This window comes from Enorma timonensis (assembly GCF_000321165.1).
In the GTDB taxonomy this organism is placed as follows: Bacteria; Actinomycetota; Coriobacteriia; order Coriobacteriales; family Coriobacteriaceae; genus Enorma.
This window is the reverse complement of record NZ_CAPF01000050.1, coordinates 46,531-70,750: the sequence shown is the minus strand read 5'-3', so window position 1 is coordinate 70,750 and position 24,220 is coordinate 46,531. Positions and strand designations below refer to the sequence as shown.

Genomic DNA, 24,220 nt, shown 5'->3' with positions numbered 1-24,220 from the left:
TTTCGCTCAGTTTGGGTTGCGGCCGAGGCGACGGACGCCGCCGAAGCGGCGAAACACGGGAAATAGCACCCTCCGGTCACCCCGCAAAAGTTACCAAAGGTGAATTTTTTGGCAATTGCCCCGCGCGCACGTGCCGCCCGCCCCTCCGTGGTATGCTCGAACCCCATACGATTCGGTGAACGGTTGGAAACGTTCCGCGAGCGTCGACGCGGCGCTGCAATCGCGTTCCCCTACACCGATGCGAAGCGCGTAAGGAGCGTGGTAACACGATGCAGGAAGCTTGGGAAGGGTTCGAGGGCGGCACCTGGACCGACGAGGTCGATGTCCGCGATTTCATCCAGCGCAACTACACGCCGTACGAGGGCGACGAGTCATTCCTCGTGGGTCCCACGGAGCGCACGAAGCAGCTCTGGAACACGGTGCTCGGCCTCCTCGAGGAGGAGCGCGCCAAGGGCGGCGTGCTCGATATGGACACCAAGGTCGTGACCGGCATCACGTCGCACCCGGCGGGCTACATCGACGCCGAGCACCCCGAGCTCGAGACGATCGTCGGCCTGCAGACCGATAAGCCCCTCAAGCGCGCCCTGCACGTGAACGGCGGTATCCGCATCGCCTGCCAGGCCGCCGCGCAGCACGGCTACGAGGTCGACCCCGAGGTCGTGGACATCTACACCAACAAGCGTAAGACGCACAACCAGGGCGTGTTCGACGTCTACAAGCCCGAGATGCGCGCCTGCCGCTCCGCCCATATCATCACCGGCCTGCCCGACGGCTACGGCCGCGGCCGCATCATCGGCGACTACCGCCGCGTTGCGCTCTACGGCGTGGATTTCCTCATCCGCGACAAGGAGGCGCAGAAGGCCGCGACGCCGAGCACCATGACCGAGGCCGTCATCCGCGACCGCGAGGAGCTCGCCGATCAGATCCGCGCCCTGCACCAGCTCATCGAGCTCGGCAAGATCTACGGCTTCGACATCTCGCGCCCGGCGGAGAACACGCAGGAGGCCATCCAGTGGATGTACCTCGCCTACCTCGCCGCGGTGAAGGAGCAGAACGGCGCCGCCATGTCCATCGGCCGCACCTCGACCTTCATCGACATCTACGCTGAGCGCGACCTGCGTCGCGGCACCTTCACCGAGGAGCAGATCCAGGAATTCGTGGATCACTTCATCATGAAGCTCCGCATGGTCAAGTTCGCGCGCACCCCCGAGTATCAGAACCTGTTCAGCGGCGACCCGCAGTGGGTCACCGAGTCCATCGGCGGCATGGGCGTGGACGGCCGCACGCTCGTCACCAAGATGAGCTACCGCTACCTGCACACCCTCGAGAACATGGGCACCTCGCCCGAGCCCAACCTCACGGTGCTGTGGAGCACGCGCCTGCCGCAGGCGTTCAAGGAGTTCTGCGCGAAGACCTCCATCGCGAGCTCGTCCATCCAGTACGAGAACGACGACGTCATGCGCGTCTACCACGGCGACGACTACGCCATCGCGTGCTGCGTGAGCTCCATGCGCGTGGGCAAGGAGATGCAGTTCTTCGGCGCCCGCGCGAACCTCGCGAAGTGCCTGCTCTACGCGCTCAACGGCGGCGTGGACGAGGTGTCGAAGAAGCAGGTGGGTCCGGCGTACCGCCCGGTGGAGGGCGACACGCTCGACTTCGACGACGTCATGAGCAAGTATCGCGACATGATGCGCTGGCTCGCCGGCGTGTACGTGAACACGCTCAACATCATCCACTACATGCACGATAAGTACTGCTACGAGGCCATCCAGATGGCGCTGCACGACCATCACGTGCACCGCTGGTTCGCCACGGGCATCGCCGGCCTCTCCGTCGTGGCCGACTCGCTCTCGGCCATCAAGTACGCCAAGGTGCACCCCGTGCGCGACGAGGACGGCGTGATCGTGGACTTCGAGATCGAGGGCGACTTCCCCAAGTACGGCAACGACGACGACCGCGTGGACCGGCTCGCCCACGACATCGTGCACGAGTTCATGGAGTTCGTACGCCGCAACGACACGTACCGCAACGCCGTGCCCACCACGTCGGTGCTCACGATCACCTCGAACGTGGTGTACGGCAAGAAGACCGGCGCCACGCCGGACGGCCGCAAGGCCGGCGTGCCCTTCGCGCCCGGCGCCAACCCCATGCACCAGCGCGACACGCACGGCGCCATCGCGAGCCTGAGCTCCGTGGCGAAGCTGCCGTTCCGCGACGCGCAGGACGGCATCTCCAACACGTTCTCCATCATCCCGGGCGCGCTCGGCAAGGAGGACGAGGTGTTCTTCGGTGACATCGACCTGGGCGAGATCGACCTGGGCGACGTGGCGTTCGAGAACCCGGCGCCCTGCTGCGGCGACTGCTAGGAACTTGATGCCGCGGCGAGGTAGAAAGCCGACGTGAGCCGACGCTTCGCCCCGCCGCGGCGGATAGAAATGCTATGATGGCGTTATCAATTAATGCGAAAGGAGACCGACATGCAGGTCAAGGATGTTCCCCAATCTCAGGCCGATAACCTCGTGAGCATGATCGACGCGTATGCGCAGAAGGGCGGCCACCACCTGAACGTCAACGTGTTCAACCGCGACACGCTCATCGACGCCCAGCAGCATCCGGAGAAGTACCCGCAGCTCACCATCCGCGTCTCGGGCTATGCGGTCAACTTCCACAACCTCACGAAGGAGCAGCAGGACGAGGTCATCAGCCGCACCTTCCACGAGCAAATGTAAGCAGGCGGCGCGAGCCGTCATGTGCCGCGGCGCTGCGGCGCCCGAGCGAGCCGGTCGCAGCCACGTGCCTGCGGTCGGCTCGTTGCTGAGTCATTGGGGACGGGTTCAAATGACTCAGTGAGTCAAACGAACCCGTCCCCAATGGCTCACGGCTGGGAAAGGGGTGTTCATGGCGAAGGTTGAGCTCAATGCGCTCGCGGGGGACGCGGCGTCGCGGTTCCCGCTCGGCCGCATTCATTCCATCGAGACGATGGGCACGGTGGATGGCCCGGGGATTCGCCTCGTGGTGTTCTGCCAGGGCTGTCCCATGCGCTGCGCGTACTGCCATAACCCCGATACCTGGGCGGCGGGCGCGGATGCGGGCACGCCGGCGAGCGTCGAGCACATCTTGGAGCTCTTCGAGAGCAACCGTGCGTTCTACCGCTCGGGCGGCATCACGGTCTCGGGTGGCGAGCCCCTGCTGCAGCCGGATTTCGTGGGCGCGCTCTTTGAAGCTGCGCATGACAGCCCGCACGGTCGCATCCACACCTGCCTGGACACGAGCGGCATCGCCTTCGACCCCGCTGCGCCCGAGCGCTTCGACACCCTGCTCGGGGCGTGCGACCTGGTGCTGCTCGACATCAAGCATGCCGACCCTGCGGCGCATCGCGAGCTCACGGGACGCAGCGCGGAGCGCATCCTGGCGTTCGGCGACGAGCTCGCGCGGCGCGGGATACCCGTGGTCATCCGTCACGTCGTGGTGCCCGGGTATACGGATTCGGTCGAGGAATGCGAGCGGCTCGGTTGGTTCATCGCGCCGTGGCGCAACGTCGTCGGCCTCGAGATGCTGCCGTATCACACCATGGGTGTGGTGAAGTACGAGCGGCTCGGCATGCCGTACCGCCTCGCCGACGTTCCCGCTATGGACAAGGCGCGCATCCCCGAGCTGCGTCAGGCCGTGCTGCGCGGCATGAAAGCGGCGCGGTCAGGGGCGTAGGGGCGCTGGGGTGGGCGCGGAGGGCGCCGACGGTCGGCGATAATACCGGGGGCGTCGGCAGCCGTGTCGACGTGCAGTCAGCGCACCCGACGGTTTTCGCCCGTCGCCCCCGCTTCCGCCTGCTGCCGCCCTACCGCTCGAGCGCGCGGCGTGCGAGCTCCAGGCACCCCATGATGCCCTGCTTGCCGTCGAGCGAGTTGCGCACGATGTAGTGCTCGAGGTCGTCCATCTCGGGCGTGACGATGTAGCCGTTCAGCGCCTCCGCCGTCTTCGGCCGCGCGAGCTCCACGATGGGCGTGTGGTCGGCAACGCCGCCGCCGATGATGATCTTCTGCGGCGAATAGCACAGGATGTAGATCGCGAGCGCCTGGCCCAGGTACCCGGCGAGGATGTCCATCGCCTCGGGGTCGTCGGCCATCTCGCTGCCGCTCTTGCCCCAGCGCTTCTTGATGCCCGCGCCGGAGATGAGCCCCTCGAGGCAGCTCGGGTGGAAGGGGCAGGAGCTCTCCGTCGCGATGGGGTCGCGCGGGTCGGGCTTCATGGGCACGTGGCCGGCCTCGGGGTGCATCATGCCGTGCATGAGGTTGCCGCCCGAGAGCACGCCGGCGCCCACGCCGGTGCCGATGGTGAGGTAGAGCACCGTGTCGAGCCTCTGCGCGCAGCCGAACGTGGCCTCGCCCAGGCAGGCGACGTTCACGTCCGTGTCGTAACCGCAGGGGATGCCGAGCGGCCCGGCGAGGGCGCCGAGCAGGTCGAAATCGCTCCAATGGGGTTTGGGCGTCTTCAGGATTTGCCCGTAGCGCGGCGATGCGGGGTTCACTGCGGTGGGGCCGAACGCGCCGATGCCGAGCGCGGCGATGCCCTTGTCCTGGAACCACGCGGCGCAGGCAGCGGCGGTTTCCGCAGGCGTCGTGGTGGGGATCTGCTCGGATTCGACCACCGTGCCGTCGGCGAAGCCCGTCGCGCAGACCATCTTCGTCCCGCCGGCTTCGAGCGCACCCAAAAGAACGTTTTCCATATTCGCTGGACTCCTTTCCTGCGGAATGTCCCCTTCGCTTACTATAGAGGGGAAGTTTTGCAACTCATATGCACAGATGCGCGCTTTGATTTGCCTGGTGATGCGCCGAAACCGTCCCAAATGCGTCTTCCGGTGCAACCGGGGCGGATGCGAAGCATCGCGTCCGATTCGCCTCGGGCCATCGGCTTCGGCTTGAAGCGCGCCGGCGGAAACGCGCAGCGACAGGAAGGGGCAGCAATGGCAGCGACCATCGCCATCATCGGGGCGCTCGAGCAGGAGGTGCGCCACATCTACGACGCGCTCGGGGATCCCGCGTGGGAGGAGCGCGGCGGCCTGCGCATCGCGCGCGGCACGCTGGGCGGACGCGAGGTCGTGGCGACGGTGGCCGGCATGGGCACGGTGAACGTGGCCGCCGCGACGCAGCTGCTGCTGAGCGTGTACGACGCCGGCACCGTGATCTTCTCGGGTATCGCCGGCGGGCTCAACCCGGCGCTCCACATCGACGACATCGTGATCGGCGAGCGGCTGCGCTACACAGACACCGATACTGCGCTCATCGCGGAGTCCGCGCCCGGGCTCGAGGAGTTCGCCTCCACGCCCGAGCTCGTCGACCTCGCCGAGCAGGTGCTCCGCGCCCGCGGCTACGCAGCCATCGAGGATGGCGGCCGGCGCCCGGTCGGCACGGGCAACGCAGCCGCTGAAGCCACCGCAGACACCCCTGCCTACCTGCGCGGAACCATCGCCACGGGCAATCGCTTCGTGACGGGCGATGCCCTTCGCGCTGCCGTGGTCGCGGAGACGGCGGCGGACTGCGCGGAGATGGAGGGCGCGGCCGTCGCGCACATCGCCGCGAAGAACGGCGCCGCCTGCCTCGTGCTGCGCGCCATCTCGGACAACTGCGACGAGGCGTACGACGCGTTCTGCGAGCGCAGCTTCGACGTGGACGGCTACGCGCGCCGCGCGAGCGAGATCGTGCTCGACATCGCCGCGCAGCTCGACTGATAAAATCCAGACAGGCTGCTTTTTATCATTTTGATAGGGGACCCATCATGGCCGATACCATCAACTACCAGCGCGCGCATTTCGTGGCGAGCTACGGCAAGGCATCGCAGATCCCGCCGTCCACCTGCCCGGAGGTGAGCTTCGTCGGCCGCTCGAACGTGGGCAAGTCCTCCATCATGAACAAGCTGTTCGGCCGTAAGGGTCTGGTGAAGGTCTCGAGCACGCCGGGCAAGACGAGCAACGTGAACTTCTTCGAGGCGGACGGCGTGCACTTCGTCGATCTGCCCGGGTACGGCTTCGCGCGCCGCTCCAAGGCCGAGCGCGACCGCTGGGCGCAGCTCATCGGCGACTTCTTCGACCTCGAGCGCAGCTTCAACCTGGTGGTCTCGCTCGTGGATATCCGCCACGATCCGAGTGCGCTCGACCATCAGATGATCGCGTTTTTGCAGGAAAGCGAGCTGCCGTTTGTGGTGGCGCTTACCAAGGCGGACAAGCTCAGCCGCGGCAAGCAGAACCAGCAGCTTGCAGCGATAAAACAACAGCTCAACGTGCCTGCGGAAGACATCATCGTGACGAGTTCCGAGACCGGGCAGGGTATCGACGAGCTCAAGCGCCGTATCGAGGCCGCTTGCCTGTAGTGATTATTTCAGTACCTGGTACTGAAATTATCATTTGGGAAGCGCGGGCCTGCCGCCGGTTGAGGGCGTCCGCCCGCCGCATGGTGCGGTTGTGGTACGCTCGTAATGGCTGAAATGTACAGCCAAAGAGTCCAAATATACGGACGTTCAAGGGGAGCACGTGGCCACACCATTGGATTTCAGCGGCAAGGAGCAACTGTACCGTCAGCTGTACGACATCCTGTTCCAAGACATCATCAGCGGCGTGTACGCCGTGGGCGACCTCATTCCATCGGAATCCGAGCTCATGGAGCAGTACGGCGTTTCGCGCGCGACGGCGCGGCGGGCGATGGAGATGCTCTCCGATAACGGCATGATCAGCAAACGCCGCGGCATCGGGTCGGAGGTCATCGCGAGCCGCCCGAAGTCCGACCTCACCCACGTGACGAGTTTCTTGAAGAAAAGCAGCGACGACCGGGTCATCGCACAGAAACGCCTCGTCGACGCGGTGATCATTCCTGCAAGCGGTGAGATTGCCCAAGCGCTCCGCCTTGACGAGGGCGCGGATGTGTACCGTCTGCGCCGCGTGCGCTATAGCGGGGAGCGCCCGCTGTACCTCGAGATCAACTACTTCGAGCGCGCGTTTCTGCCCGACGCCATCAACCGCGACTTCTCGCGCGAGTCGCTGCGCGCCTACATTAGCGATAAGCTGCATGTGCGCTGGCGCCAGGCCACGCAGGAGATTCACGCGATCGTGGCCGACGAGGAACTCGCCTATCTGCTGAAGATCGAGGTCGGGGAGCCGCTGCTCTTTAGTAAGCGCATCTCCTTCGACACGCAGGGCGTGCCGCGTGAGTTCGTGACGACCTACTATCGAGCCGACCATTACCATATCGAGGTCGAGCTCGACGCATAGGAACGCGACGTTACTGGCAAGTGTTTCGCGCGCCGCGCATGCTCGTCAAATTGCTTCTGTGCAACCCATTTCAGCTCCTTACCAAAACCTTGCAAATTCCCTCTAGTCAAATGTACGTATATTCGTATAATCAAACCGGTAACACAGTATGCACGAGAAAGAGGTCGGTATGGCTCAGCCTGTGATCGGAACGCCGTGGAAGAAACTGGGCGCGCCTGTGTCGGACGCCGCGCTCGAGGGCGTGGAGAAGTATTGGCGGTGCGCGAACTACCTTGCTGTCGGCCAGATCTATCTGCGCAGCAACCCGCTCATGCGCAAAGATTTCGTGGACGAGAAAACCGGCGAGGTGCGTGATTTCGGTCGCGCGGACGTGAAGCACCGCCTCGTGGGTCACTGGGGCACCACGCCGGGTATCAACTTCCTCATGGGACACACGAACCGTCTCATCGCCGATCACCAGCAGAACGCCATCTTCCTCATGGGTCCCGGCCACGGCGGCCCGGCGGGGACTGCCCAGAGCCTCCTCGACGGCACCTATCGCGAGCGCTACCCCGAGATCACCGACGATGAGGCCGGACTGCAGACGTTCTTCCGCCGCTTCTCTTATCCCGGCGGTATCCCGAGCCACTTCGCGCCAGAGACGCCCGGTTCTATCCACGAGGGCGGCGAGCTGGGCTATACGCTCTCCCATGCTTACGGCGCGGTGCTCGACAACCCGAGCCTGCTTGCCGTGGCCGTGGTGGGCGACGGCGAGGCGGAGACCGGTCCCTTGGCTACGGGCTGGCAGGCGAACAAGCTCGTCAACCCGGCGACGGACGGCATCGTTCTGCCGATTCTCCACCTCAACGGCTACAAGATCGCGAACCCCACAATTCTCGCGCGCATCTCGGACGAGGAACTCGAGCAGTTCTTCCGCGGCATGGGTTATAACCCGCATGTGTTCGTTGCTGGCTTTGACGATGAGAGCCATGCCTCGATCCACCGCCGGTTCGCCGAGCTCCTGGAGCAGGTGTTCGACGAGATTTGTGACATCAAGGCATGTGCGCAGGCGCAGGTAGACGCCGGCGGTGAGGCGACGCGCCCCGTCTATCCCATGATCGTGTTCCGCACGCCCAAGGGCTGGACGTGCCCCAAGCACATCGACGGCAAGAAGACCGAGGATTCGTGGCGTGCGCACCAGGTGCCGCTTGCCTCGGCGAAGGACACGCGCGAGCACTTCCGCGTGCTGCGCGGCTGGCTGCGCTCCTACACACCTGAGGAACTCTTCACGCCCGAGGGCCAAATCCGTCCCGAAGTGACCGCGTTCATGCCGGAAGGCGATCTGCGCCTGGGCGCGAACCCCAACGCTAACGGTGGCACGGTGCGCCGAGAGCTCACGCTGCCAGACATCCACGCGCATGAGGTGCCGGTCGCCGAGCACGGCCACGGCTGGGGGCAGACCGAGGCGGCGCGCGTCTTCGGTGCCTACACGGCCGACGTGCTTGCACAGAATCTCGACGACTTCCGCATTTTTGGTCCGGACGAGACCGCTTCGAACCGCCTGCAGGCCGCCTACGACGTGACGCGTAAGCAGTGGGAGGGCGGCTTTTACGCGGACGAGGCCAACGACCAGCTCCTCGCCAGCCAGGGCAAGGTTATCGAGCAGTTGTCCGAGCATCAGTGCGAGGGCATGCTCGAGGCGTACGTGCTCACCGGCCGCCATGGCGTGTGGTCGAGCTACGAGAGCTTCATCCATGTGGTGGATTCCATGGTCAACCAGCACTGCAAGTGGCTCGAAGCGACCGTGCGCGAGATTCCGTGGCGCGCGCCCATCGCGGGGCTGAACATCCTGCTCTCGAGCCACTGCTGGCGCCAGGATCACAACGGGTTCTCGCACCAGGACCCTGGCTTCATCGACCTGTTGCTCAACAAGGCGAACGATACGCACGTGGTGAACGCCTACTACCCGGCGGATGCCAACATGGCTCTCGCGGTGGCGCAGCGCGTGTACCAGTCCACGAACTGCGTGAACGCCATCTTCTGCGGCAAGCAGCCTGCGCCGACGTTCAGCACGGTGGACGAGGCCGTGGCGGAGCTCGACGAGGGGCTCGCCGTGTGGCGCTGGGCGTGTACAGCGGATTCGCTCGCCGATGCGGACCTGGTAGTGGCGACCTGCGGCGACGTTCCCACGCTCGAAGCGCTTGCGGCGACTGACATGCTGCGCGAGCTCGGTGTCAAGGTATGGTTCGTGAACGTCGTCGATCTGCTCAAGATCCAGAACGCGAGCGAGAACGACCGCGCTATCAGCAATGAGCGCTTCGCTGAGTTCTTCGGCACGGGCGAGAAGCCGGTGCTCTTTTGCTTCCATGCCTATGCGGGCACTATCCGCCGCTTGGTGTGGGACCGTCCCGGCCACGATGCCTGGCGCGTGCATGGTTACGAGGAGAAAGGCTCCACGACCACACCGTTCGACATGCTGCGCCTGAACAACATGGATCGCTGGGAGCTCGCGGCCGACGCGCTGCGCCTGGTGGGTGCCGTGCGCGGCGATGCGGACGTGTTCGCCGAGCAAATCTCGGCGTGGGAGGCGTTTCGTGAGGAGGCGTTCCAGTTCGCGGTTGACGAGGGATTCGATCACCCGGCGTTCACGGATTGGGTGTGGCCCGAGGCGGCGGAGCAGGGCGACGCCGACGGCGCGCTTTCCGCGACGCAGTTGACCGCCGGCGACAACGAATAGGTGCATCGACATGATGGAGACGCTGCCCGACCGAGTTGGCTGGGCAGCGTCTCCGCTTCCGCTCCGCCAGAATGACTCATTTGGGGACGGGTGCGAAACGCGTCCCCAAATGAGTCATTCTGGTGTCGCTTTCCGCTTGAAGCGGCGAACGGTTCAGATGGAACTTGCGCAATCCTCCCAGTAGGATACTAATCAAGAAGAAATTGCAACGCATGCAGCTTCGCAAACGGGGAGGGGGTGCGCCATGCAGACGGCAAACGCTGTTCGCTATCTTGCAGAACATCCTGGCGTGACCCCTTCCGAAGCTGCCGAGGCTCTCGGCATAAGCGTTCGAACCCTGCGCAGCCATGTAAAGCAGGCGAACGACGACCTCGCGGCCGTGGCCTCCATCGACCTTGTCCGGAATCGAGGATATTCGGTCGATATCCAAGATCGCGACGCTTTCGATGCGTATCTAACAGATGAAGAAGAGTTGCAGCGCGACGGCATTCCCCAGACCCGTGAAGAGCGCGTCGCGTACCTGCTCAACGATTTGCTATCTCGCAGCACCTGGATTACGCTCGATGAGCTTTCGGAGATGTTGTTTGCGTCGCGAAGCGTTATCACAGGTGACCTCAAACAGGTTGAGCGCACGCTTGAGGCGTATGGCCTTTCGCTTGCGCGGCGGCCTCACTACGGAGTGCGTGTTGAGGGATCAGAGCTTGCTCGTCGTTTATGCCTCGCCGCATCGATGATGCGCGGTGAGTTCGACGAGGCGATTGCAACGCATGATGCGGATGATAGCGATGTCACCCTGCCTGCTAATTCCATCGACCAGCGTCACCTTTTGCAGGTTATCGCTGAAACCGTCGACGGCGCGATTGCGGGCCACGATTTCCATATCAACGCCGTTGCCTATCAAAACCTACTCGTGCACATCGCTGTGGCGCTCGTCCGCATTCGCTCGGGACACTATATGCCGGCGGAAACCGAGCATGTAGAGAAGATCAGGGCTTCGCGCGAATGGTCGGTGGCACAGGATATCGCCGACCAGATTGGCGCTGCAGCAGGGGTCGAGCTACCTCAGGAAGAAGTTGCCTACCTAGCCATTCATCTAGCGGGGAAACAGACGCTGTGGTCGGCTTCCGACGGTGAGGAAAACCTGGTGATCTCGGACGAGGTCTGGGATGTGGTAGGCGAGATGCTCGATCGTATCTGGCAGGTATTCCATATCGATTTCAGAGCTGATCTCGAGCTACGCATGAACCTCGCCCGGCATATCGTGCCGCTTGCCGTGCGTCTGCAGTATCACTTGCAGATCGACAACCCCATCCTCGCCGACATCAAAGCGCGCTACTTGCTCGCATGGTCGCTTGCGGTGGAGGCAGATGAGGTGCTGCGTGTCCATTACGGTGCGATTCCCTCCGAAGCGGAAACCGGCTACATGGCACTTGCCTTCGCCCTCGCGCTTGAACGCCAGAAGACCGCGCCGGGAAAGAAGAATATCCTCGTGGTGTGCGCCACCGGTGCCGGTTCCGCACGTCTGCTCGAATATCGGTGCCGTCGTGAGTTTGGTGAATATGTCGACAAAATCGTGACCTGTGACGTCATGCATCTCGATCAGATGGATCTTGCTGGCATCGACTACGTGTTCACGACAGTGCCGCTCGGGCGCTCCCTGCCCGTGCCGGTTCGCGAAGTCGCCTACTTCTTCGACGACGAGGAGATCGTCGGCATGCGCGATCTGCTACGTCACGGCGTACCAACGGGTCTGCTCGCGCGCACGTTCGACGAGCGGCTGTTCTTCCCACATCTCCCGTGTTCTACGAAGGACAGCGTGCTCCATGAATTGTGCGAGCAGATTCGAAGGGTGCGTACGGTCGATGCGCGCCTGGAAGAATTCGTTTGCGAGCGCGAGCGCGTGACGGCAACGTCCTTCGGCAATAACGTCGCGATGCCGCATCCCCTGGAGCCGGTGAGCGATGAAACGTTTATCGCGGTCGCTCTCCTCGACAAGCCGGTCGTATGGGATGAGCGCGGCACCACGGTGCAGGCGGTGTTTCTCATTTCGTTTGCCCGCAGCGCAGGCCGCGAACTCGACCGGCTGTTCAGCATCTTGGCGGAGTTCTTTATGGATGGTGCCGCCGTGGCGCGTCTTGTGAGCGATCAGAGCTGGGACTGCTTGGTGCAGCTCGCGAACGGGTTCGAAGCTGCGTCACCACAAGCCTCTTCACCCGCTTGATACATCCTGCGGGGATGCCCGCATCTCCATATCCGGTTAGGTGCACCTTACCGGACAGCGGAAGGGTTCGATATTGGAAGGAGTTGATCATATGGAAGAAGATGCTCTCACCGGTTGCGAAGCGATTTCGTTCGGCCTCATTGCAGTCGCTGGCCAGGCTCGAAGCCTTGCGTTCGAAGCGCTCGCAGCGGCGCGTGAGCATGACTTCGTCCGCGCGGATGAGTTGCTCGAGCAGTCGCGCACGGCAGGTCTCGAAGCTCACGAGCAGCAAACGAAGTTGCTGGTGAAGGAAGCTAACGGCGACCACACGCCCGTTGATGTGATGCTCGTGCACGCACAGGATCATCTCATGACCGCCATGCTCGCGCAGGAGCTCATTGAGGAGCTCGTGTACCTGCACAAGGAGAAGGTAGATCGCGCGGGGTAGCGCGGTGTCGCTTAGACCCAAAACAACGTATCGGGAAAGGAGAGCCCTCATGAAGGTCTTGCTGGTCTGTGCTGCTGGTATGTCAACGAGCATTCTCATGAAGAAGCTCGAGAAGTATGCCGAGGAACAAGGGATCGAGTTCAGCATCAGCGCGACGGGTTGGGCAAACGCGAAGGATGCCTGCGGCGGCGTCGATTGCGTGCTCATGGGCCCACAGGTCGCCTATCAGAAAGCTAACGTCGAGGCTATGGTCGGCGGCATTCCCGTTGCCGTGATTCCCCCGCAGGACTACGGCATGGGAAATTGCAAGAGTATCTTCGACCTCATTGATGAGCTTCTAGGAAAGTAGGTGCATACGCATGGCAAGCCTGAACAAGTTATACGAAAACCCCGTCATGCAGAAGCTGCAGACGCTGGGTGGGAAGTTCCAGTCCAACAACGCGCTCAACGCAATCAGCAACGGCATGATGGGTACGATGTCCCTCATCCTCGCCGGCTCCATTTTCACCATCATCGCAACGCTCTTGAGTCTTACCGGTGTCTTGCAGGCGACAGACACGGTGTATCAGTGGCTTCAGCTCCCGTATAACATGACGCTGGGGCTCGTCTCGGTTGCCGTGGCATTTGGCATCGCCTATTCATATTCGAAGTCCCTTGGCATTGGTAAGGAGCTCGCCAACGGCTTCGTTTCCATGTTCCTGTTCCTTATGGTGGCGAGTCCCGCACACTCCGTCGTGCTCGAGGACGGCTCGGCTCTGACGGTGCTCGACACCTCATTCCTCGGCGCTACTGGCTTGTTTACGGCCATCATTATGTCGCTCGTAGTCGTGCGCATCATCAAGTTTTGCACCGACCACAACGTGACCATTAAGATGCCCGATTCTGTCCCGCCGTTTTTGGGTGACTCGTTCGCGGCACTCATTCCTCTCGTAATCAATATTGTGTTGTGGTGCGGTTTGAACACGCTGTGCCAAAACATCCTTAGCGCAAGCATCCCCGCTCTCATCATCGGGTTGCTTTCTGTGCCGCTCGGTGCGCTCATTTCCGTTCCCGGCATGTTCGTCTTGGGCTTTATCTGCATGCTGTTGTGGAGTATGGGCATTCACGGGACCGCCATTACCAACGCCATCGTGTTTCCCGTGCTCATGGGTGCCTACCAGGTCAATGCGGAGCTGGTGGCATCCGGTGCCGCGCCGGTGTTCAGCGCTGTTATGCTCTTCGGCGCTCTAACGACCGTTGGGGGCACGGGCAACGTGCTGCCTCTGGCGATTTGCTGCCTGCGCTCGAAGTCCGCGCAGCTTCGAGCTGTGGGCAAGGCGGGCGTCGTTCCGGCAGTCTTCAATATCTCCGAGCCCATGCTCTTTGGTGCCCCGATCATGTACAATCCCATCCTCGCCGTTCCATTTATCCTTAACGGTCTCATTACCATGCTGATTATTTATCTGGGTTATATGGTCGGCTTCCTCCAGCCGGGATACGTGCTGATCATGACCGCCTTGCCGGTGTTCATGCAAGAAGTCCTTGGTTCCATGGCGTGGCAGAACATCTTCATTCCCATCGTCGCCTTCGTTGTGGGTTATCTGGTCTATTCGCCGTTCGTGCGCATCTACGACAAGCAGTGCTTGGAGAACGAGCAGGCGGAGACAGCATCCGCAGGCAAGTAGGCTCATTTTCTCGGCGCCGGTGTTCGCTTTCCGGCGCCGTTTTTGGACAACGGCGAAAGGACGGTGCATATGGGCACGTCATTTCCAAAAGGGTTCTTCTGGGGTGGTGCTACGGCGGCGAACCAATGCGAGGGCGGTTGGAACGAGGATGGCCGTGGGCCGATTCCGCTCGATATGACGCTCAGCGGGAACAAGGTGACGCCGCGTTTTACCACGATGCAGCTGTCGGATGGACGCGTAGTCAAGGTCGCACCGTTCGCCCCCGAACCCGAGGGCGCGAAGCGTGTGGTCGTCGATGGTGAGTACTATCCCAGCCATGACGCTGTCGATGCGTATCACCGATACAAAGAGGATATAGCGCTCTTTGCCGAAATGGGTTTCAAGATGCTTCGGATGTCGATCAGCTGGTCGCGTATCTTTCCCAGGGGCATTGAGTCCGCGCCTAACCAGGCGGGCTTGGCATTCTATCGGTCGGTGTTCCAAGAGCTCCAGGCGCACTGCATCGAACCGCTCGTGACGATATGCCATTACGATACCCCGCTCTATATCGAGGAGGAGCTTGGCGGCTGGTCGAATCGCGAGGTGATCGGACTTTTCGACCGCTTCGTGCAGACGATCTTCACGGAGTATCGCGGCTTGGTGAAGTATTGGCTCACTTTCAACGAGATCAACAGCCAGCTTGTCGCCAAGACGTTCGCGCCCGAGCACGCGGCGGGCATGATGCAGAAGAGCTATCAAGCGCTGCACAACCAGTTCGTAGCGAGTGCGCGAGCGGTGCGCGCTGCCCATCGAATCGATCCGGACTACCAAGTGGGCTGCATGATTTGCTCATTCTGCGACTATCCTCTTACCTGTGACCCACACGACGTCCTCGCCTGCCAGCAGAAGGCACAGAACATGTTCTGGTACTGCGGTGACGTTATGGTGCGCGGGGCATATCCGCCGTACGCGCAGCGCATCTGGAACGACGATAGGATCGAGCTTGCATGGGGCGATGGAGACGTTGAAGATCTGAAGCTCGGAACTGTCGATTTCTTCAGCTTCTCCTATTACTCGACCTCGTGCGTTACGACGCACGAGGGCGTGGAGAAGGATGGGGCGGCGAACATGTCGCTCGGTGTGAAGAACCCGTATCTCGAGTATTCCGAGTACGGTTGGTCGATGGATCCTATCGGCCTGCGCTACCTGCTCAACGAGATTTATGGGCGCTATCAGATTCCCATCATGGTGGTGGAGAACGGGTTGGGAACGACGGATATTGTCGAGCCGGATGGATCCATCCACGATCCGTATCGCATCGAGTATCTCCGTGCGCATATCGAGGCGCTGAAGGCCGCTATTGCCGACGGTGTCGATCTGCGCGCCTACACACCGTGGGGCTGCATTGACCTGGTGAGCGCGTCGACCGGCGAGATGCATAAACGGTACGGCTTTATTTACGTTGATCGTCATGATGACGGTACCGGCACGTTCGATCGCATTCGCAAGGACAGCTTCTACTGGTATAAGAAGGTCATCGCGTCAAATGGCGAGGACTTGGACTAGCGCTGGGAGTTGCGTGAAGAAAAACAGCGCTTGACTGAGCGGTGGTCGGTGGCGGATATGCAGCCGGCCATCGCTTTCTTGGCGCACGTTTTATACCCGTCCCAAACGTGCATTATCTATCTCCCTACGCCCCGAATTCCGTGATGGGGATGACGTACACGCCGCTCGGCATCTTCCACATGTATGAGGCCTTTCCGACCAGCACGGCTAAAAACGAGGGCTCGGCGTTTCGCGCTGCGGGGTTGCGCGCGATTTTGTCTTTCAGCCGGAGCAGGTTCTTTTCCGCCGCTGCCACCTTTTCCTCGCTGAGTTTGACTTCGAACGCCCCCACCTGCCGTCGGGCAGCTCGATGATGATATCGACTTCCAAACCATCCGCGTCGCCGTAGTAGTACACGTATGGCTCGGGAATCAGCCCCAGAGCCGTGCAATATATACGAACGTCGTGCACGCAAGGCTCTTCGAAGAGCGTACCGAAGACCTGTGTTTCGCGCAGCAACCAATTGGGGTTCATTCCGAGCAGCGATGCGGGAAGCGACGGGTCGGCAAACGTGCGCTTGGGCTTCGATCACCCGGCATTCACCGATTGGGTGTGGCCCGAGGCGGCGGAGCAGGGCGATACAGACGGTGCGCTCTCCGCGACGCAGTTGACCGCCGGCGACAACGAATAGGCATACCAAATACGGCGGAGACGTTGCCCGTCCTAGCTGGCAGGGCACCGTCTCCGCTTCCGCTCCGCCAGAATGACTCATTTGGGGACGGGTGCGAAACGCGTTCCCAAATGACCTTGTTACAGTCTGTAATACGTATTACACTAGAGCTGTCTCCAATACTACCAGGAGAAGGAGGCGCTCATGTCCGATCTCGTTTCCGCGCGCATCGCCCCGGAGATCCGCCGACAGGGCAACAAGGTGCTTGCGCAGTTGGGGTCTACGCCGAGTGAGCTCATCCGCAGCGCGTATGAATACGTTATAGCAAAACGGCAGCTTCCGCAGGTAGAGCCCGGTGAAGAGAATCGAAGCGATGCCATGCCCGACGCGGCATCGCTCGACGCACTTGTGGCCTCCATCGCGCAGTCGACGGTGGGCGTGCCGTCATCCGCGTGGGACGCGATCGACGGCGGCGACTACAAGGCGTATATCGCGGCGGCGCGAGAGGCGGACTATGAAGCTCTTGCTTGATACCTGCGTGCTCATCGATTATTTCGGCCGCCGAGAACCGTTCTTTGAGGCATGCAACTCGCTGCGCATCGCGGAATGGTACGGGGAGTTCGAGCTCTGGGCTTCGGCGAAGTCGTTTACCGACGTGTTTTACGTGCTATCGCGTCATATCCCGGCTGCCGATATCCAACAGGCATTTTGCGCGGCAGCATCGTTTCTGCACGTCGTTTCGATAGACGGAGACGATATTCTTAACGCTGCGCAAGCGTCATGGGACGATTTTGAGGACTGCTTGGTGTACCAGGCAGCGAAGAAGATCGGTGCAGACTGCGTCGTCACGCGCGATAAGGGTGGCTTCTCCCGGTCGCGCATTTCTACGATGACGCCCGATGAGGTAGGTACTTGGTTGTGCCGAGAGCGCCGCCGCGCATACGCTTCAGTAACCATCACGCGCGAGATGGTCGAAAAAGCCTGCGCGCAGCTCGACGACGAGGGCATGTGCTAGCTAAGTGGGACTCAGAGACCTGGTGTCAAAGTCCCACTAGCTCCGGTGGCCACCGCGGTTGGCTTCGCGGCCTTGGCCGGCGCGATTGCGGCCATGGGCGTTGCCGCCGCGCTTGCCGGAACCGCGTTGGGGCTTGCCACCGTTCCCGCTGCTCCGCTTGCCCGGTGAGACTTTGGCACCAGGTCTCTGAGTCCCACTGCGCGCGGGGTTCGGGCGCGTGGGGCGGATGAGGCACTTCGGACCAAAGCCAATAAGATCGGTGCGTCCGGCCTTCTGTAGAGCTTCGCGCACCAGATCGTAGTTCTCGGGTTTGCGATACTGAATAAGCGCGCGTTGGAGCGCCTTTTCGTGCGCGGTTTTCGGCACGTAGACGGGCTTCATGGTGCGCGGGTCGACGCCGGTGTAGTACATGCAGGTCGACATCGTGGACGGCGTGGGGTAGAAATCCTGCACCTGCTCGGGCATGTAGCCCATATCGCGCACGTATTCGGCAAGTTCCACGGCTTCCTTGAGCGTGCTGCCGGGATGACTCGACATGAGGTAGGGCACGAGGTACTGCTTCTTGCCGAGCTGCTTGTTCATGCGGCGGTACTCGTCCACGAAGCGGTCGTACACGGCGCGGCTCGGCTTGCCCATGACGGAGAGCACGGCGTCGCTCACGTGCTCCGGCGCCACCTTGAGCTGGCCGGAGACGTGGTGTTCGCAGAGCTCGCGCAGGAACGTCTGCTTGGGGTCTGGGTCGGCCAGCAGGTAGTCGAAGCGGATGCCGCTGCGCACGAAGACCTTCTTCACGCCGGGAAGCGCGCGCAGCTCGCGCAGCAGCCGCACGTAATCCTCGTGGCTCACGTCCATCTGCCGGCACACGCTCGGCCAGAGGCAGCGCTTGCGCACGCAGGCGCCGCGCGTGAGCTGCTTCTTGCACGCAGGCTGGCGGAAGTTCGCGGTGGGGCCGCCCACGTCGTTGATGTAGCCCTTGAAGTCCGGTTCCTCGGTGATGCGCCGCGCCTCGGCGATGAGGCTCTCGTGGCTGCGCGCCTGCACGATGCGCCCCTGGTGGAACGTGAGCGCGCAGAAGCTGCACTCGCCGAAGCACCCGCGGTTCGAGATGAGCGACATCTTCACCTCTTTGAGCGCGGGCACGCCGCCGTCGGCCTCGTAATCCGGGTGGTAGCAGCGGGTGTAGGGGAGGTCGTAGGCCTCGTCGAACTCGGCTTGGCTGAGCGGTTTCGCCGGCGGGTTCTGCACCACGTAGACGCCGTGCGGGTAGGGCTCGACCAGGCGATGCCCGCTGAAGGGGTCCATGTTCTCGTACTGCACGTTGAAGCTGCGCGCGTAGGTGAGGCGGTCGACTTCGAGCTCGTCCCAGCTGGGCAGCGTGACGGCGTCGTACACGCCGTCGATCGAGCGCGTGCGGTACACGGTGCCGTCGATGTAGGTGACCTGGTCGATGGGCAGGCCGGCGTCGAGCGCCTCGGCGAGCTCCACGACCGGCCGCTCGCCCATGCCGTAGATGATGAGGTCCGCGCCGGAATCGAGCAGCACGGAGCGCTTGAGCTTGTCCTGCCAGTAGTCGTAGTGGGCGAGGCGGCGCAGGCTCGCCTCGATGCCGCCCAGGATGATGGGTGTGTCCTTGAACGTGCGGCGGATGAGGTTGCCGTAGACGATGGTCGCGTGGTCGGGCCGCGCGCCCATGCGCCCGCCCGGCGTGTAGGCGTCGGTGCGGCGGCGGTGCTTGCTCACGCTGTAGTGGTTCACCATGGAGTCCATGTTGCCGGCCGAGACGAGGAAGGCCAGCCGCGGCTCACCGAGCGCGGCGATGCTCGCGGGGTCGCGCCAGTCGGGCTGGGCGATGAAGCCCACCTTGTAGCCATGCGACTCGAGCAGCCGGCAGATGATCGCCGCGCCGAAGGAGGGATGGTCCACGTAGGCGTCGCCGCAGATGTAGACGAAGTCGCACTGCTCCCAACCGCGGGCGTCCATGTCCGCGCGCGTGGTGGGCAGGAAATCCGCGCGCGTGAGGCCGAGCGCCGTGGGACCCGCCGGGTCGCGGTGGGCGCGCGCGGGCGCGGTGCGGCGCGGGGAGGCGGGGGCGGACTTTTCGTGACGGTCGGTTCGCTGCGGATGACGTCGTGCGCTCATGCGGCTCAATCCCATCTTCGTGTGATACTTGGTTCTGTCTTATGATAAGCAACTCGTCCAGGGAGCGTGCCGTTTTGAACTGTGTGGTCCAAAACGCCCTCACCCCTCATGACGTACCCAATGCGCCGGTGCGATTACAGGAGAAGTTCGCGCATCACGGCACCGTATGTCTCTTTGATGCGAATCGCAAGCGCTTCCGCATATCTCGGGCGACCGAGGGTGGCATCGTACGAGGATCTAGGGATGAACCGCTGCATCTGCTGTGCGAATTCATGTGATGTCGCAAGCGCCGCAGCGCGTTTCCCTCCGGACGCTAAAAGCTCCGGTAGCTGCTGCACGCATCCGTAATCGCTATGTTTGAGCTTCACCATGCGAGCGACCTCGTCAACATGCCAACTACGGTTTCCGATAATCCACGGGATATCCCAGAGGTCGCGATAGCGCGGCGTTTGCGATGAGTTGGCGAATGAGATGAGCTTGTCGGCGAGAATCTCATCTGTGCTTTGACAGCGTACGAGCATGTTTGCGAACGATTGGGGCAGTTCGGGGTAGTTGATTGATAGAAAGCGAGGGGCGGCATCGTAGGACGGGATCCGGGCAATCTCGATTTTGATGCGCTGAGAGGGAAGGTCGGGACGCTCGGGAGCGGTGTCGACGATGACCTGCCAGCGCTTCAGCGAGCCTCCTCCGTCGAATGCCTTGATGGACGTAGGCTCTTTAACGCGAATGCCGAGGTGATACTGCGCGTCGAGGGCGCGCGACAGCACGTTGGCAAAGCCCGCGAGGTCAACCGCATCAAGCTCTTCTGCGGTGGTGAAGTCCAGGTCTTCGCTGTATCTCACGTTGCCGTAGCACAGCCTCAGGCAGGTGCCCCCCTGGAACACGAGCCGTCCCAGCCATTCGGAAGCGTCGAGTGCGGCGAGGATGTCGTAGTGCAGGAGCTCCTTCTCCACAACGGGAAGGAGACTCGTAAGGTGGTGCCGCTGCGCGACCGCGCGAGCGAACTCTGAAAAGGTTTTACTGCTCATCCGCAAGCTCCTCCCAGATAATGAGGTCGAGTGAACGGCGCGCTCGTTTGAGGCCGGCGACGGTATATTGTTTCGTGGCCAGCTTCAGGGGGCTATCGGGAACCTCGATTGTATTCGCCGTGATCTCGAAGGCATCTGCCTTCGTGTGAATATACTCAATGGAGCCAAACGGCGTGCAGAAAAGTCCTTCCCGGCCCGAGGTCACTACCGTAAGGCGGTCGACGGGAATCTGTGAGATGATGCCCCAACGCGAGGCGGCGCTTTCCATTCCGATGAAGCAGATGCAGCCGAAGCGCAGCAGCGCCGCAATTTCCTCAATCGGCTGGTATCTGGTTGGAGCGGTCGTGGGGTGCCAGTACAGGTCGCGTGCAATGCGTTCGATGACACGGGCGTCTATCAGGCGCCTGATGCTGCTCCTGAGCTTCTCGCCCCGCTCATCGAGGAGCAATCCGATATCTCGAGAACGATACGCATTTTTGACCTGTTCGAGCTTGCTGAAACGCTGCTGTGCTTCTAAAAGCTTCATCTCGTCCTCCTACTCATGCAGTATACAGTAATCGGCTATATTTGGCTTGTTTCTGTATGGCTAATAGCGGAATCGGCGCGTTGCGGGCATGTTCTCGGGTGAGCGAGCAAGACCGCTTACATTGAGGCCTGACGGTGTGGATGCATGCCTGCGCGCTGACTGAGCCTCGAATCACCCGACGGGAGTTTGCTATACTGATTCCGGCCCAAAGGCCCCTGACGATGGCAGCCGTACCAGGATCGCAAAGACGGCGCATCGATGCGCGGCATGCGCGCGGAAAGGGGTCCGTATGGATTGGCTTGTTCTGGTTGCGTCCGGTGCGATGGAGGCCGTGTGGGCGCTCGCGCTCGACCGGGCGGAGGGTTTCACGAAGCCGCTGCCGACGATCATCTTCCTCGCTGCGCTCGCTGTGAGCATGCTGGGCTTGAGCCATGCCGTGAAGAGCATTCCCATTGGGACGGCGTATGCCGTGTGGGTGGGCATCGGTGCGGCGGTCACCGTCGGCTACAGCATGATCACCGGCGCCGAGGCCGCATCTCCGGCTAAGATCGCACTGCTCGTGGGCCTCGTCGCCTGCGTGGTCGGGCTCAAACTGGTCGGTGACGCGCATTAGGGGAGGCGCGGGGCGAGCTTGCCCGTTCTCCGCAACACTGCCCGATAGGGACGCATGTATCGTGGTGTTTTATCCCTTCCGCGCATCGCGCGGGCGCGCTTCCGGCGTATAGTTTTCCTCGTAGAACCGTTGCTCGGCACGGCACGCCACACGCTGCCGCGTGCTGCCCGAGGGAAAGGCTGGGACGCGATGGACACCAAGGAGCTGGCACTTCAGAAGCACGCGGAGTGGCGCGGCAAGATCGAGGTCGTGAACCGCGTTCCGCTCGAGACGCGCGAAGACCTCTCGGTCGCCTACACGCCGGGGGTCGCGGCGCCGTGCCTCGAGATCGCGCGCGACCCGGATCTCTCGTACACCTACACGCGCCGGGGGAACCTCGTCGCGATCGTCACCGACGGGTCGGCGGTGCTCGGCCTGGGCAACATCGGCGGCGTGGCGGGCATGCCCGTCATGGAGGGGAAGTGCGCGCTGTTCAAGGCGTTCGCCGACGTTGATGCCTTCCCGCTGTGCATCGACTCGACCGACGTCGACGTCATCGTGGACACCATCGTGCACATCGCCGGCAGCTTCGGTGGCATCAACCTCGAGGACATCGCCGCGCCGCGCTGCTTCGAGGTTGAGCGCCGCTTGAAGGAGCGCATCGACATCCCCGTGTTCCACGACGACCAGCACGGCACGGCGGTCGCGGTGTGCGCCGCGCTCATCAACGCATGCCGCGCGGTGGGGAAGCGCATCGAGGACGTGCGCGTGGTGTTCTCGGGCGCGGGCGCGGCCGGCATCTCCATCGCGCGCCTCATGCTGCGGCTGGGCGTGCGCGACATCGTGCTGTGCGACATCGACGGCGCGCTGTACCCGGGCAAGGCGGGGATGAACCCCGCGCAGGTGGAGATGGCTGCGCGCACGAACCCCCGGCGGGTGACGGGGAGCCTCGCCGACGCGCTCGCGGGCGCGGATGTGTTCGTGGGCGTTTCCGTGGCGGGCGTGGTATCGCAGGATATGGTGCGCTCCATGGCGCCCGGGGCGGTCGTCTTCTCGCTGGCGAACCCGGTGCCGGAAATCATGCCCGATGAGGCGCTCGCCGCGGGCGCGGCCATCGCGGCGTCTGGCCGCTCGGACTACCCGAACCAGATCAACAACGTGCTCGTGTTCCCCGGAGTGTTCCGCGGGGCGCTCGACGTGCGGGCGCGCGACATCACGGAGGGTATGATGCTCGCTGCCGCGCATGCCATCGCGGGGCTCGTGGGCGATGACCTCGCGCCGGACTACATCATCCCGTCGCCCTTCGACGAGCGCGTGGCGCCCGCCGTGGCGGATGCCGTGGCCGAGGAGGCGCGCGCGGAGGGCCTTGGGCGGGCATAGGAAGCGGTTTTTGCATGGCGCCCGCCAATTTCTGGTGGTGAAATTCAGATATGCACGATACGGCGGCGCTGAGCGCCTAATTATGCCGAACGAAATGGCGCCGCCTCGAATCTGGCGAAGCGAATCCTGCGGTTTTGTTGCTCTCGGCGCGCACGGCGGTCGGTTGTAGCCGCTAATGGAAGCACCGACGGGCCGTCCAATCGCGCATATCTGAATTCCATCACCAGAAAAGACGCGCATGCGATTAAAAATCGCGACCGATTACCCGCCAGCATCCTAGTGAGGTGCAATTTGCGCCGCAATGCCACGCAAACGGAGGCGCTACGTTCGGCCGCGGCGCGGCGACGCCCGAATACAGCGCATCGCGCCAAGCGACGAGCTGTTCTATTCTTCAGACCCCGCTGCCGCGATGAGCGAGGCATAGTCTCGGAGGGTGGAGAAGATGCGGTTCACGATGACGAGTTCTTCATCATGGAAGGAATACAGCAGCACGTACCGTTTGATGAAGCACGTCCGCAGGTTGCGCGCCGCGCATGAGAGTTGGCTCGAGATGGCATAGAGCTTTGGATTGTGTGAGATGCGGTCGACTGCCTCCGCAAACGCTGTCAAATGTTCGCGCGCGGCTTGCGGGCTCGCGAGGGTCACTGCGATATATTCGATGATATCCTCGAGGTCCTGACGAGCGCGGTCTGTCCAAACGACCCTACAAGCCATACTTTGCTCGAATCACTTCAATGCCCGCACTCATATCGGATATCCTGCCGGCGCGAATATCCCGATCCGCTTCTTGGAGGAGCCGTTCGAGGTGCTCCGCGGGCGTTTCGCGGCGAAACTCACGAAATAGGTTTGCGTCGATGACGACGAACTGCTCGTAGCCGTTTTTTGTAACGATGACGGGTTCGCCTGCTTGGGCAACCTTTTTGGAAAATGCGGCGCTATCTTTGAGCTCGCTGATCGGAACACATGTGGCCATAATTACCTCCTTATTATGGGTGAATTATACCCATACATGCAGCGACCAGCAACGTAACCCAGCCGTGTCCGCCTGGAGGCGCGATGA

The 24,220-nt window shown here is 62.5% G+C and carries 24 protein-coding genes; 16 read left to right on the top strand and 8 right to left on the bottom strand.

Features of this window, described 5'->3' with window-relative positions; all coding sequences use genetic code 11:
- Nucleotides 1-269: 269 nt before the first annotated feature.
- The 3 genes from pflB (at nucleotide 270) to pflA (ending at nucleotide 3,705) form a co-directional block, all read left to right on the top strand.
- Complete coding sequence (pflB, locus tag BN423_RS05885; protein ID WP_019239339.1) at nucleotides 270-2,366, top strand: formate C-acetyltransferase; 2,097 nt, start codon at nucleotides 270-272, stop codon at nucleotides 2,364-2,366.
- Between the two features lie 111 nt (nucleotides 2,367-2,477).
- Nucleotides 2,478-2,729: an autonomous glycyl radical cofactor GrcA3 gene (gene grcA3 / locus BN423_RS05880; RefSeq protein ID WP_019239338.1), complete on the top strand. Its 252-nt coding sequence runs from the start codon at nucleotides 2,478-2,480 to the stop codon at nucleotides 2,727-2,729.
- Nucleotides 2,730-2,898: 169 nt separating this feature from the next.
- The gene (gene pflA, locus BN423_RS05875) at nucleotides 2,899-3,705 is read left to right on the top strand and encodes a pyruvate formate-lyase-activating protein (RefSeq protein ID WP_019239337.1); all 807 of its coding nucleotides are present in this window, start codon (nucleotides 2,899-2,901) and stop codon (nucleotides 3,703-3,705) included.
- 130 nt (nucleotides 3,706-3,835) lie between these two features.
- On the opposite strand, the gene BN423_RS05870 is transcribed toward pflA, so the two are convergent.
- Entirely contained in the window at nucleotides 3,836-4,723 is an 888-nt protein-coding gene (locus BN423_RS05870; RefSeq protein ID WP_019239336.1) for an ROK family protein, read from the bottom strand.
- A gap of 237 nt (nucleotides 4,724-4,960) precedes the next feature.
- On the opposite strand from BN423_RS05870, the gene BN423_RS05865 reads away from it, so the two are divergent.
- The 9 genes from BN423_RS05865 to BN423_RS05825 all read left to right on the top strand — a co-directional run bounded on the left by BN423_RS05865 (nucleotide 4,961) and on the right by BN423_RS05825 (nucleotide 15,831).
- Nucleotides 4,961-5,725 (top strand): 5'-methylthioadenosine/S-adenosylhomocysteine nucleosidase, encoded by a 765-nt coding sequence (locus tag BN423_RS05865; protein WP_019239335.1) that lies wholly within the window; start codon nucleotides 4,961-4,963, stop codon nucleotides 5,723-5,725.
- A gap of 47 nt (nucleotides 5,726-5,772) precedes the next feature.
- Nucleotides 5,773-6,363 (top strand): ribosome biogenesis GTP-binding protein YihA/YsxC, encoded by a 591-nt coding sequence (gene yihA, locus BN423_RS05860; protein WP_019239334.1) that lies wholly within the window; start codon nucleotides 5,773-5,775, stop codon nucleotides 6,361-6,363.
- A gap of 160 nt (nucleotides 6,364-6,523) precedes the next feature.
- Nucleotides 6,524-7,258 carry a GntR family transcriptional regulator gene (locus tag BN423_RS05855; protein ID WP_232385514.1) on the top strand — a complete coding sequence of 245 codons (735 nt, stop codon included), beginning with the start codon at nucleotides 6,524-6,526 and terminating at the stop codon, nucleotides 7,256-7,258.
- Between the two features lie 169 nt (nucleotides 7,259-7,427).
- Nucleotides 7,428-9,974, top strand: coding sequence for a phosphoketolase family protein (locus tag BN423_RS05850; protein ID WP_026089019.1), 2,547 nt, complete (start codon nucleotides 7,428-7,430; stop codon nucleotides 9,972-9,974).
- A gap of 244 nt (nucleotides 9,975-10,218) precedes the next feature.
- Nucleotides 10,219-12,195 carry a BglG family transcription antiterminator gene (locus BN423_RS05845; protein WP_019239331.1) on the top strand — a complete coding sequence of 659 codons (1,977 nt, stop codon included), beginning with the start codon at nucleotides 10,219-10,221 and terminating at the stop codon, nucleotides 12,193-12,195.
- A 91-nt stretch (nucleotides 12,196-12,286) separates the two neighbouring features.
- Nucleotides 12,287-12,622, top strand: coding sequence for a PTS lactose/cellobiose transporter subunit IIA (locus tag BN423_RS05840; protein WP_019239330.1), 336 nt, complete (start codon nucleotides 12,287-12,289; stop codon nucleotides 12,620-12,622).
- A gap of 49 nt (nucleotides 12,623-12,671) precedes the next feature.
- Entirely contained in the window at nucleotides 12,672-12,971 is a 300-nt protein-coding gene (locus tag BN423_RS05835; protein WP_019239329.1) for a PTS sugar transporter subunit IIB, read from the top strand.
- Nucleotides 12,972-12,981: 10 nt separating this feature from the next.
- Nucleotides 12,982-14,286 carry a PTS sugar transporter subunit IIC gene (locus BN423_RS05830; RefSeq protein ID WP_019239328.1) on the top strand — a complete coding sequence of 435 codons (1,305 nt, stop codon included), beginning with the start codon at nucleotides 12,982-12,984 and terminating at the stop codon, nucleotides 14,284-14,286.
- Between the two features lie 69 nt (nucleotides 14,287-14,355).
- Complete coding sequence (locus BN423_RS05825) at nucleotides 14,356-15,831, top strand: family 1 glycosylhydrolase (RefSeq protein ID WP_019239327.1); 1,476 nt, start codon at nucleotides 14,356-14,358, stop codon at nucleotides 15,829-15,831.
- A 124-nt stretch (nucleotides 15,832-15,955) separates the two neighbouring features.
- On the opposite strand, the gene BN423_RS05820 is transcribed toward BN423_RS05825, so the two are convergent.
- Both BN423_RS05820 and BN423_RS11935 read right to left on the bottom strand, forming a co-directional pair.
- Nucleotides 15,956-16,126: a hypothetical protein gene (locus BN423_RS05820; protein WP_232385513.1), complete on the bottom strand. Its 171-nt coding sequence runs from the start codon at nucleotides 16,124-16,126 to the stop codon at nucleotides 15,956-15,958.
- On the bottom strand, nucleotides 16,093-16,344 hold the full coding sequence (locus BN423_RS11935) for a hypothetical protein (protein WP_071784281.1): 252 nt from the start codon (nucleotides 16,342-16,344) through the stop codon (nucleotides 16,093-16,095). Before BN423_RS11935 ends, BN423_RS05820 begins: the two co-directional genes overlap by 34 nt.
- Before the next feature lie 340 nt (nucleotides 16,345-16,684).
- On the opposite strand from BN423_RS11935, the gene BN423_RS05810 reads away from it, so the two are divergent.
- Together BN423_RS05810 and BN423_RS05805 are read left to right on the top strand one after the other, a co-directional pair.
- Nucleotides 16,685-17,011, top strand: a complete 327-nt coding sequence (locus BN423_RS05810; protein ID WP_019239324.1) for a type II toxin-antitoxin system RelB/DinJ family antitoxin — start codon at nucleotides 16,685-16,687, stop codon at nucleotides 17,009-17,011.
- A complete protein-coding gene (locus BN423_RS05805; protein ID WP_019239323.1) occupies nucleotides 16,995-17,495 on the top strand; it encodes a type II toxin-antitoxin system VapC family toxin in 501 nt (166 codons plus the stop codon). Before BN423_RS05810 ends, BN423_RS05805 begins: the two co-directional genes overlap by 17 nt.
- A gap of 36 nt (nucleotides 17,496-17,531) precedes the next feature.
- Here the strand turns inward: BN423_RS05805 and BN423_RS05800 are convergent, their stop codons facing one another.
- From BN423_RS05800 to abiEi, 3 genes are all read right to left on the bottom strand, one after another.
- Nucleotides 17,532-19,634 carry a YgiQ family radical SAM protein gene (locus BN423_RS05800; protein WP_019239322.1) on the bottom strand — a complete coding sequence of 701 codons (2,103 nt, stop codon included), beginning with the start codon at nucleotides 19,632-19,634 and terminating at the stop codon, nucleotides 17,532-17,534.
- Nucleotides 19,635-19,768: 134 nt separating this feature from the next.
- The gene (locus tag BN423_RS05795) at nucleotides 19,769-20,662 is read right to left on the bottom strand and encodes a nucleotidyl transferase AbiEii/AbiGii toxin family protein (protein WP_019239321.1); all 894 of its coding nucleotides are present in this window, start codon (nucleotides 20,660-20,662) and stop codon (nucleotides 19,769-19,771) included.
- Nucleotides 20,652-21,188, bottom strand: coding sequence for a type IV toxin-antitoxin system AbiEi family antitoxin (gene abiEi, locus BN423_RS05790; RefSeq protein ID WP_019239320.1), 537 nt, complete (start codon nucleotides 21,186-21,188; stop codon nucleotides 20,652-20,654). The genes BN423_RS05795 and abiEi overlap by 11 nt, the downstream gene beginning before the upstream one ends.
- 289 nt (nucleotides 21,189-21,477) lie before the next feature.
- Between abiEi and BN423_RS05785 the strand changes: the two genes are divergently transcribed.
- Together BN423_RS05785 and BN423_RS05780 are read left to right on the top strand one after the other, a co-directional pair.
- A complete protein-coding gene (locus tag BN423_RS05785; RefSeq protein WP_019239319.1) occupies nucleotides 21,478-21,801 on the top strand; it encodes a DMT family transporter in 324 nt (107 codons plus the stop codon).
- A 189-nt stretch (nucleotides 21,802-21,990) separates the two neighbouring features.
- A complete protein-coding gene (locus BN423_RS05780; RefSeq protein WP_019239318.1) occupies nucleotides 21,991-23,160 on the top strand; it encodes an NAD(P)-dependent malic enzyme in 1,170 nt (389 codons plus the stop codon).
- A gap of 384 nt (nucleotides 23,161-23,544) precedes the next feature.
- On the opposite strand, the gene BN423_RS05775 is transcribed toward BN423_RS05780, so the two are convergent.
- Together BN423_RS05775 and BN423_RS05770 are read right to left on the bottom strand one after the other, a co-directional pair.
- Nucleotides 23,545-23,874: a type II toxin-antitoxin system RelE/ParE family toxin gene (locus BN423_RS05775; protein WP_019239317.1), complete on the bottom strand. Its 330-nt coding sequence runs from the start codon at nucleotides 23,872-23,874 to the stop codon at nucleotides 23,545-23,547.
- A complete protein-coding gene (locus BN423_RS05770; RefSeq protein ID WP_019239316.1) occupies nucleotides 23,864-24,133 on the bottom strand; it encodes a type II toxin-antitoxin system prevent-host-death family antitoxin in 270 nt (89 codons plus the stop codon). The genes BN423_RS05775 and BN423_RS05770 overlap by 11 nt, the downstream gene beginning before the upstream one ends.
- Between the last annotated feature and the right edge of the window lie 87 nt (nucleotides 24,134-24,220).

What these genes read in the sequence shown, in the direction of transcription:
- pflB (WP_019239339.1), top strand. Translation starts at nt 270, where the DNA reads ATGCAGGAAGCTTGGGAAGGGTTCGAGGGCGGCACCTGGACCGACGAG.
- grcA3 (WP_019239338.1), top strand. Translation starts at nt 2,478, where the DNA reads ATGCAGGTCAAGGATGTTCCCCAATCTCAGGCCGATAACCTCGTGAGC.
- pflA (WP_019239337.1), top strand. Translation starts at nt 2,899, where the DNA reads ATGGCGAAGGTTGAGCTCAATGCGCTCGCGGGGGACGCGGCGTCGCGG.
- BN423_RS05870 (WP_019239336.1), bottom strand. Translation starts at nt 4,723, where the DNA reads ATGGAAAACGTTCTTTTGGGTGCGCTCGAAGCCGGCGGGACGAAGATG.
- BN423_RS05865 (WP_019239335.1), top strand. Translation starts at nt 4,961, where the DNA reads ATGGCAGCGACCATCGCCATCATCGGGGCGCTCGAGCAGGAGGTGCGC.
- yihA (WP_019239334.1), top strand. Translation starts at nt 5,773, where the DNA reads ATGGCCGATACCATCAACTACCAGCGCGCGCATTTCGTGGCGAGCTAC.
- BN423_RS05850 (WP_026089019.1), top strand. Translation starts at nt 7,428, where the DNA reads ATGGCTCAGCCTGTGATCGGAACGCCGTGGAAGAAACTGGGCGCGCCT.
- BN423_RS05845 (WP_019239331.1), top strand. Translation starts at nt 10,219, where the DNA reads ATGCAGACGGCAAACGCTGTTCGCTATCTTGCAGAACATCCTGGCGTG.
- BN423_RS05840 (WP_019239330.1), top strand. Translation starts at nt 12,287, where the DNA reads ATGGAAGAAGATGCTCTCACCGGTTGCGAAGCGATTTCGTTCGGCCTC.
- BN423_RS05835 (WP_019239329.1), top strand. Translation starts at nt 12,672, where the DNA reads ATGAAGGTCTTGCTGGTCTGTGCTGCTGGTATGTCAACGAGCATTCTC.
- BN423_RS05830 (WP_019239328.1), top strand. Translation starts at nt 12,982, where the DNA reads ATGGCAAGCCTGAACAAGTTATACGAAAACCCCGTCATGCAGAAGCTG.
- BN423_RS05825 (WP_019239327.1), top strand. Translation starts at nt 14,356, where the DNA reads ATGGGCACGTCATTTCCAAAAGGGTTCTTCTGGGGTGGTGCTACGGCG.
- BN423_RS11935 (WP_071784281.1), bottom strand. Translation starts at nt 16,344, where the DNA reads ATGAACCCCAATTGGTTGCTGCGCGAAACACAGGTCTTCGGTACGCTC.
- BN423_RS05810 (WP_019239324.1), top strand. Translation starts at nt 16,685, where the DNA reads ATGTCCGATCTCGTTTCCGCGCGCATCGCCCCGGAGATCCGCCGACAG.
- BN423_RS05805 (WP_019239323.1), top strand. Translation starts at nt 16,995, where the DNA reads ATGAAGCTCTTGCTTGATACCTGCGTGCTCATCGATTATTTCGGCCGC.
- BN423_RS05800 (WP_019239322.1), bottom strand. Translation starts at nt 19,634, where the DNA reads ATGAGCGCACGACGTCATCCGCAGCGAACCGACCGTCACGAAAAGTCC.
- BN423_RS05795 (WP_019239321.1), bottom strand. Translation starts at nt 20,662, where the DNA reads ATGAGCAGTAAAACCTTTTCAGAGTTCGCTCGCGCGGTCGCGCAGCGG.
- abiEi (WP_019239320.1), bottom strand. Translation starts at nt 21,188, where the DNA reads ATGAAGCTTTTAGAAGCACAGCAGCGTTTCAGCAAGCTCGAACAGGTC.
- BN423_RS05785 (WP_019239319.1), top strand. Translation starts at nt 21,478, where the DNA reads ATGGATTGGCTTGTTCTGGTTGCGTCCGGTGCGATGGAGGCCGTGTGG.
- BN423_RS05780 (WP_019239318.1), top strand. Translation starts at nt 21,991, where the DNA reads ATGGACACCAAGGAGCTGGCACTTCAGAAGCACGCGGAGTGGCGCGGC.
- BN423_RS05775 (WP_019239317.1), bottom strand. Translation starts at nt 23,874, where the DNA reads ATGGCTTGTAGGGTCGTTTGGACAGACCGCGCTCGTCAGGACCTCGAG.
- BN423_RS05770 (WP_019239316.1), bottom strand. Translation starts at nt 24,133, where the DNA reads ATGGCCACATGTGTTCCGATCAGCGAGCTCAAAGATAGCGCCGCATTT.